This window comes from Salana multivorans (assembly GCF_003751805.1).
GTDB lineage: Bacteria > Actinomycetota > Actinomycetes > Actinomycetales > Beutenbergiaceae > Salana > Salana multivorans.
Map to the genome: position 1 here is coordinate 708,497 of NZ_RKHQ01000002.1, position 13,641 is coordinate 722,137.

14 protein-coding genes are annotated in these 13,641 nt (G+C 70.8%); 6 read left to right on the top strand and 8 right to left on the bottom strand.

All coding sequences use genetic code 11. The features are described 5' to 3' along the window. Window positions 1-23 precede the first annotated feature (23 nt). Window positions 24-305 carry an Lrp/AsnC family transcriptional regulator gene (locus tag EDD28_RS15410; protein ID WP_123740618.1) on the top strand — a complete coding sequence of 94 codons (282 nt, stop codon included), beginning with the start codon at window positions 24-26 and terminating at the stop codon, window positions 303-305. Window positions 306-324: 19 nt separating this feature from the next. Here EDD28_RS15410 and EDD28_RS17535 read toward each other — a convergent pair whose 3' ends face one another. Genes EDD28_RS17535 through EDD28_RS15425 form a run of 3 tightly spaced genes read right to left on the bottom strand, consistent with a single transcriptional unit; the run spans window position 325 to window position 2,504 of the window. Continuing rightward, the gene (locus EDD28_RS17535) at window positions 325-942 is read right to left on the bottom strand and encodes a hypothetical protein (RefSeq protein ID WP_170169520.1); all 618 of its coding nucleotides are present in this window, start codon (window positions 940-942) and stop codon (window positions 325-327) included. Between the two features lie 30 nt (window positions 943-972). Next, window positions 973-2,028 carry an anthranilate phosphoribosyltransferase gene (gene trpD, locus EDD28_RS15420; RefSeq protein ID WP_123740619.1) on the bottom strand — a complete coding sequence of 352 codons (1,056 nt, stop codon included), beginning with the start codon at window positions 2,026-2,028 and terminating at the stop codon, window positions 973-975. Continuing rightward, window positions 2,025-2,504 (bottom strand): response regulator transcription factor, encoded by a 480-nt coding sequence (locus tag EDD28_RS15425; RefSeq protein ID WP_245968114.1) that lies wholly within the window; start codon window positions 2,502-2,504, stop codon window positions 2,025-2,027. The genes trpD and EDD28_RS15425 overlap by 4 nt, the downstream gene beginning before the upstream one ends. Before the next feature lie 197 nt (window positions 2,505-2,701). On the opposite strand from EDD28_RS15425, the gene ctaE reads away from it, so the two are divergent. The 5 genes from ctaE to EDD28_RS15450 all read left to right on the top strand — a co-directional run bounded on the left by ctaE (window position 2,702) and on the right by EDD28_RS15450 (window position 7,723). Further along, window positions 2,702-3,349, top strand: a complete 648-nt coding sequence (gene ctaE / locus EDD28_RS15430) for a cytochrome c oxidase subunit 3 (protein WP_484336669.1) — start codon at window positions 2,702-2,704, stop codon at window positions 3,347-3,349. A gap of 67 nt (window positions 3,350-3,416) precedes the next feature. Beyond that, window positions 3,417-4,205 (top strand): cytochrome bc1 complex diheme cytochrome c subunit, encoded by a 789-nt coding sequence (qcrC, locus tag EDD28_RS15435; RefSeq protein WP_123740621.1) that lies wholly within the window; start codon window positions 3,417-3,419, stop codon window positions 4,203-4,205. Then, window positions 4,202-5,251, top strand: a complete 1,050-nt coding sequence (gene qcrA, locus EDD28_RS15440) for a cytochrome bc1 complex Rieske iron-sulfur subunit (RefSeq protein ID WP_123740622.1) — start codon at window positions 4,202-4,204, stop codon at window positions 5,249-5,251. The genes qcrC and qcrA overlap by 4 nt, the downstream gene beginning before the upstream one ends. Further along, on the top strand, window positions 5,251-6,939 hold the full coding sequence (gene qcrB, locus EDD28_RS15445; protein WP_123740623.1) for a cytochrome bc1 complex cytochrome b subunit: 1,689 nt from the start codon (window positions 5,251-5,253) through the stop codon (window positions 6,937-6,939). Before qcrA ends, qcrB begins: the two co-directional genes overlap by 1 nt. 160 nt (window positions 6,940-7,099) lie before the next feature. Then, entirely contained in the window at window positions 7,100-7,723 is a 624-nt protein-coding gene (locus EDD28_RS15450) for a superoxide dismutase (protein ID WP_123740624.1), read from the top strand. An 861-nt stretch (window positions 7,724-8,584) separates the two neighbouring features. On the opposite strand, the gene EDD28_RS15455 is transcribed toward EDD28_RS15450, so the two are convergent. The 5 genes from EDD28_RS15455 to EDD28_RS15475 all read right to left on the bottom strand — a co-directional run bounded on the left by EDD28_RS15455 (window position 8,585) and on the right by EDD28_RS15475 (window position 13,539). After that, window positions 8,585-9,019: a cytochrome c oxidase subunit 4 gene (locus EDD28_RS15455; RefSeq protein WP_342769949.1), complete on the bottom strand. Its 435-nt coding sequence runs from the start codon at window positions 9,017-9,019 to the stop codon at window positions 8,585-8,587. After that, window positions 9,016-10,806, bottom strand: coding sequence for an aa3-type cytochrome oxidase subunit I (gene ctaD / locus EDD28_RS15460; protein WP_123740625.1), 1,791 nt, complete (start codon window positions 10,804-10,806; stop codon window positions 9,016-9,018). Before ctaD ends, EDD28_RS15455 begins: the two co-directional genes overlap by 4 nt. Further along, the gene (gene ctaC, locus EDD28_RS15465) at window positions 10,806-11,690 is read right to left on the bottom strand and encodes an aa3-type cytochrome oxidase subunit II (RefSeq protein ID WP_123740626.1); all 885 of its coding nucleotides are present in this window, start codon (window positions 11,688-11,690) and stop codon (window positions 10,806-10,808) included. Before ctaC ends, ctaD begins: the two co-directional genes overlap by 1 nt. A gap of 303 nt (window positions 11,691-11,993) precedes the next feature. Next, window positions 11,994-12,980 carry an FKBP-type peptidyl-prolyl cis-trans isomerase gene (locus tag EDD28_RS18150; RefSeq protein WP_148059643.1) on the bottom strand — a complete coding sequence of 329 codons (987 nt, stop codon included), beginning with the start codon at window positions 12,978-12,980 and terminating at the stop codon, window positions 11,994-11,996. 187 nt (window positions 12,981-13,167) lie between these two features. After that, entirely contained in the window at window positions 13,168-13,539 is a 372-nt protein-coding gene (locus EDD28_RS15475) for a HesB/IscA family protein (RefSeq protein ID WP_123740628.1), read from the bottom strand. Window positions 13,540-13,641: the final 102 nt, after the last annotated feature.

A 13,641-nucleotide genomic window follows, 5' to 3' on the forward strand; every position in this document is an offset into this window, starting at 1 on the left:
CCGTCGCTGCGTAGGCTGTCGTCATGATCACCGCCATCGCGCTCATCGAGGCCGACGTCGCCGCCGTTCCGGAGGTCTGCGAGGCCGTCGCCTCGCTCGAGGGGGTGAGCGAGGTCTACTCCGTCACGGGCGACGTCGACCTCATCGCCATGGTGCGCGTGAACCGGCACGAGGAGCTCGCCGGGGTCATCGCCGACCGGATCGGCAAGGTCCCCGGCGTCCTCGCGACCCGGACCTACATCGCGTTCCAGTCCTACTCGCAGCACGACCTCGAGGCGGCCTTCGCCATCGGCGTGGAGGAGTAGCCCGCCGCCAGGGCTCGGGTCAGAGCGCGTCGTAGAGGTCGTTCACGGTCGCCGCGAAGTCGTTGACGGACACCTGCAGCGAGGTGGTCGTCACCCACAGCGTCGTCCCCTCCCCCGCCAGCACACAGGTGAACTGCCCGGGGTTGACCGCCTCCTTGCCGCAGACGGCGTTCTCGACGTACCGGGGGTCGGTGAGCCCCGAGACCAGCGCCGCGTAGTGGGCGGTGTCCTCGAGCACGGTGACGTCGACCGTGCCGTACCCCGGTCCGACGTAGGAGGCGCCGCGCCCGCTCGTGCCGTCGAGCGTGAACTCGCCGACGGTCTCGGGATAGGCGGGCGAGTCGAGGTCCTTGAGGGCGTCGAGGTTGTGCGGCGGGTGGTCGCCCCACACGGCCGCGGGGTCGGTCGCGGCGGGCGACGCGGACGGCGACGCGGTCGCGGGCGTGGGATCGGTCGACGCCTCGACGTCCGGCGTCGCCGACGGGCCCGTCGTGCTCGACGACGCGTCCGCCGCCGGGGTCCGGTCGCCGGCGACCCCATGGCGGAGGATCACCCAGACGAGAACGACGATGACGACGGCGGCGAGCACGGCCACCCCGGCGATCGTGCCGCGGCGCGTCGGTCGTGGAGGCTGCATCCGGTCGTCTCCCGTGCCTCGGCACCGCGCTCAGGCGGTGGTGGTGGCGGCCGCCCAGCGCTCGAGGACGTCGGCGGCGGCGCCCGTGTCGATCGAGCGCGCGGCCACGTCGATCGCCTCGCCCACCCGCTCGACCAGCGTCCCGTCGCCGACGAGGCTGCCCTCGGCCGCGATGGCCGCCGCCGCCCCCAGCAGCACCGCGTCGCGCGGTGCCCCGCGCTCGCCGGCGAGCACGCGGCGGACGACCTCGGCGTTGTAGGCGGCGTCGGCCCCGCGCAGGTCCTCCAGCGTCGCCGGGGCCATGCCGAACGCCTCCGTGGCGTCGACGACGTGCTCCGTCACGCTGCCGCCGCCGATCTCCCAGACGGTCGTCGGGGCGGTCGTCGCCCACTCGTCGAGCCCGTCGTGGGAGCGGTAGAGCAGGACGTCGTCGCCCCGCGAGGCGAACACCTCGGCCATGAGCGGCGCCATCGCGGCGTTCGCGACGCCGATCGCCCCCGCGCGCGGACGCGCCGGGTTGGTGAGCGGGCCGAGCACGTTGAAGATCGTGCGGACGCCGAGCGCCGAGCGGGTCGGGCCCGCGTGGCGCATCGCGGGGTGGAACACCGCGGCGAACGCGAAGGTGATCCCGACCTCGCGGGCCAGCTCGGCCACGCGCCCGGGCGGCACATCGAGGCGGACGCCGAGCGCCTCCAGCACGTCGGCGGCGCCGGAGGCGGACGAGGCGGCGCGGTTACCGTGCTTCACGACGCGCAGTCCGGACCCGGCGACGACGAGCGCCGCCATGGTCGAGACGTTGACGCTGCGATGCCGGTCGCCTCCGGTCCCGACGATGTCGACGGTGCGACCGGGGACCTCGAGCGGGATCGCCGCGGCGATCATGGCGTCCGAGAAGCCGCGCAGCTCCGCGACGCTCTCACCCTTGGCGGCCAGCGCCACGAGCACGCCGGCGAGCTGGGCCGGCGGCAACTCCCCCGCCATCACCCTGCCCATCACCCAGCGCGCCTGGTCGGCGTCGAGGTCGTTGCCCTCGATGAGCTGGGCGAGCAGGTCGGCGACGGTCGGCTCCGCGCCGGCGGTGGTCACGAGCCCGGTGCCTCGCGCAGGAGACCGGCGACGGCGTCGGCCAGGTCCTCGGGGACGTACGGGTGCGGCACGACGCCGTCGGCCTGCGACCACGCGGCGAGCCACGCGTCCTGCTGTCGCGCGATGAGCAGGAGCACCGGCGGGGCGTCGAAGTAGGAGTCCTTGAGCTGGCGGGCGAGCCCGAAGCCGCCGACCTTGGCCGTCTCACCGTCGATGATCGCGAGGTCGTAGCCGCCGGCGGCGATCTGGTTGAACAGCGTCTCGGCCGTGGCAACCTCGGTCCACTCGATGAACGCCGTGTCCTTCGACGCGCGTCGGCCGACGCCGCGGCGCACCGTGGCGCGGGTGTCGACGTCGTCGCTGTACAGGAGCACGCGCGCCGTCGTCGGCGCGGCATCCGGGAAGCTCTGGGTGCCGCGCGCGGGCACGGCGAGCGCGGTCGGAGCGGTCGGGGCGGCAGCGGAGTCGGTGGCCATGCCCCCGATGCTAGTCGGCTTCCCCCGCGGGGTGCCGAGGCCCTCGGGCGCATTTTGCGGACACTCGGCATCGCCCCGTCATAACCTGCCCCCGGCGGCACACCGCACGTCCCCCGCGACACCCCCGGAACCTTGGAAACACGCCGATCCGGGGCAACTGCGACCACCAGGAGACGACGGTTCGCCATAATGACCACGTGTCCACTCACGCTGCCGCCGCTGCCCCGGCTCCTAGCGCCCACGTGAGCGTCGACCGACCGAACATGACCCAGGTCGGCACGATCGTGTGGCTCTCCAGCGAGCTGATGTTCTTCGCGGGCCTCTTTGCCATCTACTTCACCCACCGCGCCGTGGCCGGACCCGAGGTCTGGGCCGAGAGCACGTCGAAGCTCAACATGACGATGGTCATCATCAACACGGCCATCCTCGTGTCGAGCTCGGTGACCTGTCAGTACGGCGTCTGGGCCGCCGAGGCGCTGAAGCCGCGCCGGTCGGGCAGCCTGCTCAACGTGCGCCAGTGGGGCATGGTCGAGTGGTACACCCTCACGTTCATCCTCGGCTCCGTCTTCATCGCGGGCCAGATCGTGGAGTACGCCGAGCTCGTCGAGCACGGGATCAGCATCGCCGGCTCGTCCTACGGGTCCGTCTTCTACCTGACCACCGGGTTCCACGGGCTCCACGTCATCGGCGGTCTCATCGCGTTCCTGTTCGTCCTCGGCAGCGCGTTCGTCGCGGGTCGGTTCACCCACCGCGAGGCGACGCGTGCCGTCGTGACGTCGTACTACTGGCACTTCGTCGACGTCGTGTGGATCGCCCTGTTCTTCGCCATCTACTTCCTGAAGTGAGCGCGATGACGACGCCGCACGCCCCGCACCCCAGCCGCCACCGAGACAGGAACGAGGACACGACGCGATGACCGCCCTCGCCAGAGCACGTCGTCACCGGCTCGCGCCGGTGCTGCTCATGCTGCTCGCACTGCTCGCCGTCGGCGGCGTCTACGCCGTCGTCGCCCCGCCCGCGGCGGTCGCCGAGACCTACTCGGCCGACGACGTCGCGGCCGGGCAGAAGCTCTTCCAGGCCAACTGCGCCTCGTGCCACGGCGCCAGCGCCGAGGGACGCGACGGGGTCGCCCCCTCGCTCATCGGCGTCGGAGCCGCCGCGGTGAACTTCCAGGTCGCGACGGGGCGCATGCCGATGGCCGCCCAGGCGCCGCAGGCCCCGACCAAGACGCCGCAGTTCAACGCCGAGCAGATCAAGCAGCTCGCCGGCTGGGTCGCGACGCTCGGCCCCGGTCCCTCCGTCCCCACCGAGGACATGGTCGACCCGGCCAGGGGCGACGCCGCCAACGGCATGCTGATCTTCCGGACGAACTGCGCGATGTGCCACAACGCCGTCGGCGCCGGTGGCGCGCTGAGCAACGGCAAGTACGCGCCGTCGCTGTTCGAGTCGACGCCGACCGAGATCTACGAGGCGATGCTCACCGGCCCGCAGTCGATGCCGGTGTTCAGCGACGCGAACATCACACCCGAGGGCAAGCGCGACGTCATCGCCTACCTCATGGAGCAGCGCACGGCCCAGGCCGGCGTCGGCGGGGCCAACCTCGGCGCCGTCGGCCCCGTGAGCGAGGGCCTGTGGGTGTGGGTCGTCGGAATGGGCGCGCTCGTGGCGGCCGCCGTCTGGATCGGAGCGAAGTCCTCATGAGCAACCACTCCACCGAGCTGGAGACGCGCGGCGAGCTCGACCCGGCGCCGTCGCCGGAGCGGTTCGAGAACCCGGGGCTGCCGCCGCACCGGCCGCGGCTCTCGGACACCTCGCCCGAGGGTTCCAAGCGCGCCGAGCGCCAGGTCGCGATCATCTTCGGCATCTCGATCCTCGCGACGATCGCGGGGGTCTGGGGCTACTTCGCCTTCCCGATGGACGCCGGCGTCGGCAACGTCCGCTACTCGACGCTCTCGATCGGGCTCGGTCTCGGCATCGGCATGCTGGGCATCGGCATCGCGGCGGTGCACTGGGCCAAGGCGCTCATGTCCGACGTCGAGGTCGTCGACCAGCGTCACCCGCAGCGCGGCGACGACGCGACCCGCGCGGCCGCCGTCGCCGATCTGCAGGCCGGGGCCAAGGACTCGGGCATCGCCCGTCGCCCGCTGCTCAAGGGCGCGCTCATCACGGCCGTCGCGATCGCGCCGCTCAGCTTCCTCGTCCCCTTCGTCGGCAACCTCGGCGGCTCGTGGAACGTCAACGCGATGCGCCACACGATGTGGCGCAAGGGCACCCGGCTCGCGACCGACCCGGACGGCCGGCTGATCCGGCCCGAGATGGTCACGATCGGCTCGGTCTGGCACGTCATCCCCGACGGGCTGCACGAGGTCGACGACGTCCTGGCGGAGAAGGCCAAGGCGATCGTCCTGCTCGTCCGACTCGCCCCCGAGGACCTGAAGATCCTGCCCGGGCGCGAGGACTGGTCCTACGACGGCATCGTCGCGTACTCGAAGGTCTGCACCCACGTCGGCTGCCCCGTCGCGCTCTACGAGCAGCAGACCCACCACCTGCTCTGCCCGTGCCACCAGTCGACGTTCGACGTCGCCGACGGCGCCAAGGTCGTCTTCGGACCGGCCAAGCGGGCGCTCCCGCAGCTGCCGATCATGGTCGACGACGAGGGCTACCTCGCGGCCCGTGACGACTTCGACGAGGCCGTCGGCCCGTCGACGTGGGAACGGCAGCGCCCGATCCGTGGGGAGGACTACTGATGACGACCACGACGCCCGCCGCCAAGGCCGCCGCCGCCACCGGTGACTTCTTCGACACCCGGATCGGCGCCGCGAAGCTCGTCAAGGAGTTCGCGCGGAAGGTCTTCCCTGACCACTGGTCCTTCATGCTCGGCGAGATCGCGCTCTACTCGTTCATCGTGCTGCTGCTCAGCGGCACGTTCCTCACGATGTTCTTCGTGCCGTCGATGACCGAGGTGCACTACCCGGTCGACGCGCTGCCGACGACCATGCGCGGAGTGGAGATGTCGGAGGCCTTCGCCTCGACGCTCCACATGTCCTTCCACGTGCGCGGCGGCCTGCTCATGCGGCAGATCCACCACTGGGCGGCGCTGCTGTTCATGGCCGCGATCGTGACGCACATGATGCGCGTCTTCTTCACCGGCGCCTTCCGCAAGCCGCGCGAGCTCAACTGGTTCGTCGGCTTCACGCTGCTCATCCTCGGCCTGGCCGCCGGCTTCACCGGCTACTCGCTCCCGGACGACGTGCTCTCGGGCAACGGTCTGCGGATCGCCGACGGCGTGGCCAAGTCGATCCCGATCCTCGGGTCCTACGTCTCGTTCGCCCTGTTCGGCGGAGAGTTCCCCGGACACGTCATCATCCCGCGGCTGTTCACCGCGCACATCCTGCTCGTGCCGGCCCTCATCCTGTCGCTGGTCGCCGTCCACCTCATCCTCGTGGTGGTGCACAAGCACACGCAGTACCCCGGACCCGGCCGGACGAACTCCAACGTCGTCGGCTACCCGCTGTTCCCCGTCTACATGGCGAAGGCCGGTGGCTTCTTCTTCGTCGTCTTCGGCGTGCTGGCTATCATGGGCGCGACGCTCTCGATCAACAACGTGTGGAACTACGGGCCGTTCGACCCCTCCCCCGTGTCGGCCGGTGCCCAGCCCGACTGGTACATGCTGTTCCTCGAGGGTGCGCTGCGCCTCATGCCGGGTCAGACGGAGTTCGTCGTCGCGGGCTACACGGTGCCGCTCAACATCCTCGTCCCCGGCGTCGTCGTGCCCGGCATCCTGTTCACGCTGCTCGGGGCCTACCCGATCATCGAGGCGTACGCGTCGGGCGACAAGCGTGAGCACCACCTGCTCGACCGTCCGCGGAACGTCCCGACCCGCACCGGCGTCGGCGTCGCGGTCCTCACGGCGTTCATCATCCTCGCGGCGGCCGGGTCGAACGACCTCATCGCCACCCACTTCAAGCTCTCGATCAACTCGATCACCTGGGTGTTCCGGGTGCTGTTCCTCGTCGGCCCGTTCATCGCGTTCATCATCACGAAGCGCATGTGCCTCGCGCTCCAGCGTCGCGACCGCGACCTGGTCCTGCACGGGTACGAGACGGGTCGGGTCGTCCGGTTCGCCTCGGGCGAGTACATCGAGGTCCACCAGCCGCTGACGCCGCAGGAGCGATGGGTGCTGGTCGACTACGACCCGCACAAGCCCCTCCCCGCGCCGTCCGAGACGAACGCACGCGGCGTCGCCCGGCCCGACTACAAGAAGCTGCGTCGGCAGAGCCGGCTCTCGCACTTCTTCTTCGCCGACCGGGTCGACCCGGTGACGCCGGCCGAGCTCGAGGCGGCCCACGCCCACCACGCGTCGGCGCACGGGTCCGACCACGAACTCGAGCACGAGACGGCGACGGCCGGCGAGCTGGAGTCGACGAGCGTCTGAGCGGACGCCGGCGAAACGCCGAGCCCCGAGACGCTCACGCCCATCACGTGAGACGCGGCCCCTCTCCCGGAAGGCGAGAGGGGCCGCGTAACGTTGTACCTGATGTCTGTGCCGCCGCCCGGAAGCGCCGGGTGGCATCAAGAGGAGAGGATCCGACCTCATGGTCTACACCCTGCCCGAGCTTCCCTACGACTACGCGGCACTGGAGCCCCACATCTCCGGCAAGATCATGGAGCTGCACCACGACAAGCACCATGCGGCCTACGTCGCGGGCGCCAACACGGCGCTGGAGAAGCTTGCCGAGGCCCGCGACTCCGGTGATCTCGCTGCGGTCAACCTCTACGAGAAGAACCTGGCGTTCAACCTCGGCGGTCACGTCAACCACTCGATCTTCTGGACCAACCTCTCCCCCGAGGGCGGCGAGGCCGAGGGCGATCTGCTCGCGGCGCTCGAGGAGCACTTCGGCGGCGTCGAGAAGTTCAAGGCGCACTTCACGGCGGTGGCCGCTGGCGTCCAGGGCTCCGGCTGGGCGGTGCTCGCCTGGGACACGCTCGGCGGCCAGCCGATCATCGTGCAGCTCTACGACCAGCAGGGCAACCTCCCCGCCGGGCTCGTCCCGCTGCTCATGCTGGACGTCTGGGAGCACGCGTACTACCTGGACTACCTCAACGTCCGCGCCGACTACATCAAGGCGTTCTGGAACCTGGTCAACTGGGCCGACGTCGCGGCGCGCCTCGACCGCGCCTCGAAGGCCACGGCGGCCGGGCTCATCGTCCCCGCCTGACGCGCTTCGGTTGTCCGAGCCCGGGCCCCGTCCCCGCCACCTCGCGTGGCGGGGACGGGGCCCTTCGTCGTTGCGCGGCCTTCGGGGCTCGTGGAGGGGTCGCCTCCAGGCTCGGTGGTCGTCGCGGTCACGGTGGCCACGGTGAGGCCTGCTGCGTGAGTCGACCCGGTGGCTGGGCCGCGGCCACGGCCCAGCTGGCCGGACGCGTCGATGCGGTCGAGGAGTGGTCCTGGTTGGCGCTGGCACGGCTGGTGCGCCCCAGGACCGTCGGGCACGCACGTCTCCGGTCGTGGTGTGGTCGTCGCAGTCGTGGTGGCCACGGCACGGCCGGGTGGACGCGTCGATGCGGTCGTGGCGTGGTCGTCGCGGTCGCCGTGGCCCCGGAGAGGCCGGGTACCAATGGGCACGCACGCCGTCGGCCTCGGTGTAGTCGGCCGTCTGGCCGTGGCCACGGCACAGCCGGGTGGACGCGTCGATGCGGTCGTGGCGTGGTCCTTGCGGTCGCTGTGGCCCCGGGGAGACCGGGTACCAATGGGCACGCACGCCGTCGGTCTCGGTGTAGTCGGCCGTCTGGCCGTGGCCACGATGGGAGCGGGTGGGTATCTCGACCCGGTGGTGGTGTGGTCGTCGCACTCGTGGTGGCCACGGCACAGCCGGGTGGGCACGTCGACCCGGTCGTGGGGTGGTCAGCGCAGGGGCGACCCAGCGTTCAACGCGGCCGGCAGCACCTCCTGCCGCCGCACCCCCCGGGCCCCAGCCCCACCGCGACCCGGGACGACATCGAGAGGGCCCCGCCCAACGCCGGTGACGGCGTCGGACGGGGCCCTCTCGATGTGGGCGCGGCGGGCAGGCCGCGGAAGGTCAGTGGGCGTGCTGCCCGCGGGAGAACTCAAAGATCAGGCCGACCAGGCCGATGATGCCAAGGACGACGCCGAAGACGCAGACCCACCAGCCGACGGCCACCCCGAGGAAGACGATCGCCGCGGCGATCCCGAGGACCAGCGGCCACCAGGAGTGCGGCGAGAACTCGCCGTAGTCCCCCGCGCCCTCGGCGATGTTCCCGGTCAGGCTGTCCTCGGGCCGGGGGTCGATGCGACGCCCCGTCATCCAGAGGAAGAACCCGGTCAGACCGGCGAGACCGCCGAGCATGAGCACACCGACGAAGCCGACCGGCTCCGCGTACCCCGTGAGCTGGCCGTACACGACGGCGACGATCGCGAAGAACGGGACGAGGGCGAGGAACACCAGCGTCTCGGTGAACATGGGCGGACGCTGCCGCTTGGGCTTCGTGCTCACTTCGAGGCTCCCTTCGGGCCGGAGGTCGAGGCCGTGTCGTCGCCGGCCCGCGTGCCCGCGCTGCCGTAGGCGAGAGACGGGAGGTCATCGGTGCTGACGACGTAGTCGAGCGCCGCGACCTCGGGGTGGTGCAGGTCGAACGCCGGCGCCTCCGAGCGGATCCGCGGGATCGAGGTGAAGTTGTGCCGCGGCGGCGGGCAGGACGTCGCCCACTCGAGCGAGCGGCCGTAGCCCCACGGGTCGTCGACCTTGACGTGCGGCGCGCTCCGCCAGGTGCGGAACACGTTGTAGATGAACGGCAGCGTGGCGAACGCGAGGATGAAAGCCCCGACCGTCGAGACCTGGTTCTGCCACGTCACGTCGTCCTCGACCAGGTACCCGACGTACCGGCGGGGCATGTTCTTCGCACCGATCCAGTGCTGGATGAGGAAGGTCGTGTGGAACCCGATGAACGTGAGCCAGAAGTGGAGCTTGCCCAGGCGCTCGTTCAGCATCTTGCCCGTGAACTTCGGCCACCAGAAGTAGAAGCCGGAGAACATCGCGAACACGACCGTGCCGAACACCACGTAGTGGAAGTGCGCGACGACGAAGTAGGTGTCGTGGATCTGGAAGTCCAGCGTGGGCGAGGCGAGGATGACGCCCGTCAGGCCCCCGAAGAGGAAGGTGGCGAGGAAGCCGATCGCCCAGAGCATCGGCGACTCGAAGGTGAGCTTGCCGCGCCACATCGTGCCGATCCAGTTGAAGAACTTCACCCCGGTCGGCACGGCGATGAGCATCGTCATGAGCGCGAAGAACGAGAGCATGACGGCGCCGACCGTGTACATGTGGTGCGCCCACACCGTCACCGACAGCGCGGCGATCGTGAGCGTGGCGAGGACGAGGGTCTTGTACCCGAAGATCGGCTTGCGGGAGAAGACCGGGAACACCTCGGAGACGATGCCGAAGAACGGCAGGGCGATGATGTAGACCTCGGGGTGGCCGAAGAACCAGAACAGGTGCTGCCACAGCACCGCACCGCCGGCCTCGGGCGCGAACACCACGGCGTCGAGCCGGCGGTCGGCGAGGAGGCCGAAGTACGCGGACGTCAGCACGGGGAACGCCATGAGCGCGAGCACGCTCGTGATGAGGATGTTCCAGGTGAAGATCGGCATCCGGAACATGGTCATGCCCGGCGCGCGCATGCAGATGATCGTCGTGATGAAGTTGACCGAGCCGAAGATCGTCGCGAAGCCGGTGAGGCCGAAACCGACCAGCCAGAGGTCGGCGGCGAGGCCGGGCGAGAAGGTCTCCGACGCGAGCGGCACGTACGACGTCCAGCCGAACCCGGCGGCACCGGCCGGCGTGAGGAAGCCGCCGATGGCGATGAGGCCACCGAACAGGTACAGGTAGTACGCCAGCATGTTGAGCCGCGGGAACGCGACGTCCGGCGCGCCGATCTGCAGCGGCACGAGCACGTTGGCGAACCCGGCGAACAGCGGCGTCGCGAACAGCAGCAGCATGATGCCGCCGTGCATCGTGAAGAACTGGTTGTACTGCTCCGCGCTCGTGAACACCTGCTGCCCGGGCTGGAACAGCTCGGCCCGGATCGCCAGGGCGAGCAGGCCGCCGAGGCAGAAGAAGGCGAACGACGTCGTGAGGTACATGTAGCCGATCGTCTTGTGATCGGTCGTCGTCATCCACTTGACGATGGCGCTGCCGAGCCCCTGTCGCCTCGGCGACAGACCCGGGACGTGCTCCGGCTCCGGCAGCGGCGCCGACTCGACGTGCTGAACCTCATCGATGGCCATCAGCCCTCATCACCTTCCGACGGGTCGCCCTCGAGCTGGCCCGTGTCCTTGGCACTCGTGCCCTGGAGCGCGTTGTACTCGTCACCGAGCACGCCGGTGTTGCCGGCAGCCTCGAGCTCGGCCATCTTCTGCTCGAACTCCTCGGGCGTCACGACCTTGACGTTGAACAGCATCGACGCGTGGTACTCGCCGCACAGCTCGGCGCACTTGCCCTGGTAGTCGCCGAGCTTCTCCGGGACGAGCTGCAGCGTGTTGGTCCGGCCCGAGATCATGTCGAGCTTGACGAGGAACGCGGGGATCCAGAACGAGTGGTTGACGTCGCGCGTCTTGAGCGTGAACTCCACGAGCTCGCCCTGCGGGAGGTACAGCGTCGGGATGCCGTCCGCGTGGCCGTCCGTGATGTCGGCCTGCTCGCCGGTCTCGTGGACCTGCGCATCCGTGTAGTTGAAGTCCCAGCTCCAGCGCTTCCCGTACACCTCGATGCGCACGTCGGGCTCCGCCGAGGTGTCCATGATCTCGCCCATGGACTTCGACGTGAACGCGAACAGCACGCCGATCATGACGATCGGCACGAAGGTGTACATGAGCTCGAGCGGCACGTGGTAGCGCAGCTGCACGGGGAGCTGGTTGTCCCCCTTGCGCTTGCGGTAGACCACGATGCACCAGATCAGGAGGCCCCAGACGAGCACACCGACGAGCAGCGCGGCGATCCACGCGTTGTTCCAGAGCGAGATCACCATGTCGGTGTGGTTCGTGGCACCGGGGGCCTGCTCGGGCAGGAACCCGCGCTGGGTCGCGGCTGAGCAGCCGGTCAGTCCGAGTGCCGCGACCGCACCGGCCGCGATGGCGACCTTCCGGGCAGGGCGAGAGGGCGTTGTCGACACGTCGTCACCATAGCCCGTCACGAGCTCCGGACGCGCCTCACGCGCAAGATTCCGCGGTTCCAGAGCGTGTCATCGACGCGGCGCCGGGGTGGTCACGACGCCCCGGCGCTCCCGCGTCACAAAAGGGCTCCGACCGGTGCCGCGACGGCCCCCGCCGAGGCGGCGCCGGGCCGCGCGGGCACCGTCCCAGCGCCGGTCGCCGACCGACGGCGCGGCCGGAGGGGCGCCGTCACGCAGCCGTCGACCAACCGGCCGCCACGAGCCGGCCGCGCGCCGATCGCGGGCCGGGTCGTTGACGTGCGGTCAGCCCGCGGCCGGGATGCTGGCGACGATGTCGGCCACGACGGCCAGCGCCTGGGACTCCTCGGAGTCCTGGCTGGCCGGGACCTGGACGAGCACGCGCGAGCCGACGTGCGCGCCGACGAAGGAGTCGAACACCGACCCGCTGCCGACGGGGAGCGACTGCACGCCGGACCCACCGAGCGTCCGCCACGAGCTCTCGGAGTCGGCGTTGTCCCAGGTCGTGAGCGTGTACTGGAAGAACAGGGTGTCGCCCTCGGCGATCGTGGCGCCCGTGCCGCCCGCCAGCACCGTGCCGGTCAGCTCGGCCGGCGCGGCGCTGCCGTCCGCGACCGTGACGGCCGTGACCGGCTCGCCCAGCTCGCCGTCCCAGGTCACCGGGACCTCCGCACCGGTCGGCGTCGCGTCGGCCTCGCCGAGCGCGTCGAGCGAGGTGGCGGCGATGACGTCGACGACGAAGACGATCGTGTCGTCCGCGCCGATCGACCCGTCGGAGGAGCCGCCGACCGGACCGTAGCCGAGCTCCGGCGGGATGGTGATGAGGATCCGCGACCCGACGTGCTGCCCCTCGAGCCCGATGCCCCAGCCGGTGATGAGGCTGGCGAGCCCCGACCCGAGCGGCGTGCCGCGGTCGTAGGAGTTGTCGAAGGGGGTGTCGGAGCCCCACACGGCGCCGTAGTAGTTGGCGGTGACGTAGTCGTCGGCCGTGATCTCGGGTCCGTCGCCCTCGCTCGCGACGGCGACCTGGAGCCCGGCGGGCGCCGTGTCGCTCCCGAACGTGAGCGTCGGCTTCTCGCCGAACTCTCCGCTCGCCTCGAACCCGACGTCGGAGCCGGCGACGGTGGCCTCCTGGGTCGGCGTCGAGGCCGACGCCGACGGGCTGCCCGAGGCGCTCGGGGAGGACTCGGTGCCCTCGTCGCTCGCGCACGCGGCGAGCAGGGAGGCTGCCGCGAGGGCAGAGATGACGGCGATGACGGGGTGACGGCGCACGGAGCTCCTTGCGGTGGCACCGTCGCTGTGACGGCGCGTGGGTGGTTCGGTCGTGGGACGGCGCGGGTCCGCCGCGCAGGATCCCAGGTCTACCCGACGCACCTGGACGCGACCTGTGAGGGCGATGGGGTTCAGATGGGGGCAGCGGGCGGCGCCGCGCGTGCGCGGCCCGCCCGAGGCGGATCGACTAGCTGAACGAGTCGCCGCAGGCGCAGGAGCCCTGGGCGTTCGGGTTGTCGATCGTGAAGCCCTGCTTGGCGATGGTGTCGGCGAAGTCGATCGTCGCGCCGGCGAGGTAGGGCACGCTCATCCGGTCCACGACGACCTCGACGCCGTCGAAGTCGCGCACGACGTCGCCGTCGAGCAGGCGCTCGTCGAAGTAGAGCTGGTAGATGAGGCCGGAGCAGCCGCCGGGCTGGACCGCGATCCGCAGCCGCAGGTCGTCCCGGCCCTCCTGCTCCAGGAGCGAGCGGACCTTGGCCGCCGCGACCTCGGTGAGGCCGACCTCGTGGGTCGGCTCGACGATCGTCTCGCCCGCGCTCTCAGTGGTCTGCGTCATGGCTGCTCCTCACGCACCTCTCGGGTCGGGCCGTCGCCTGGGCGGCGCGGTCCCCTCACTCAAGGGTACGTCGCCCGGGACGGACGGGGATGTCGCGCCGGT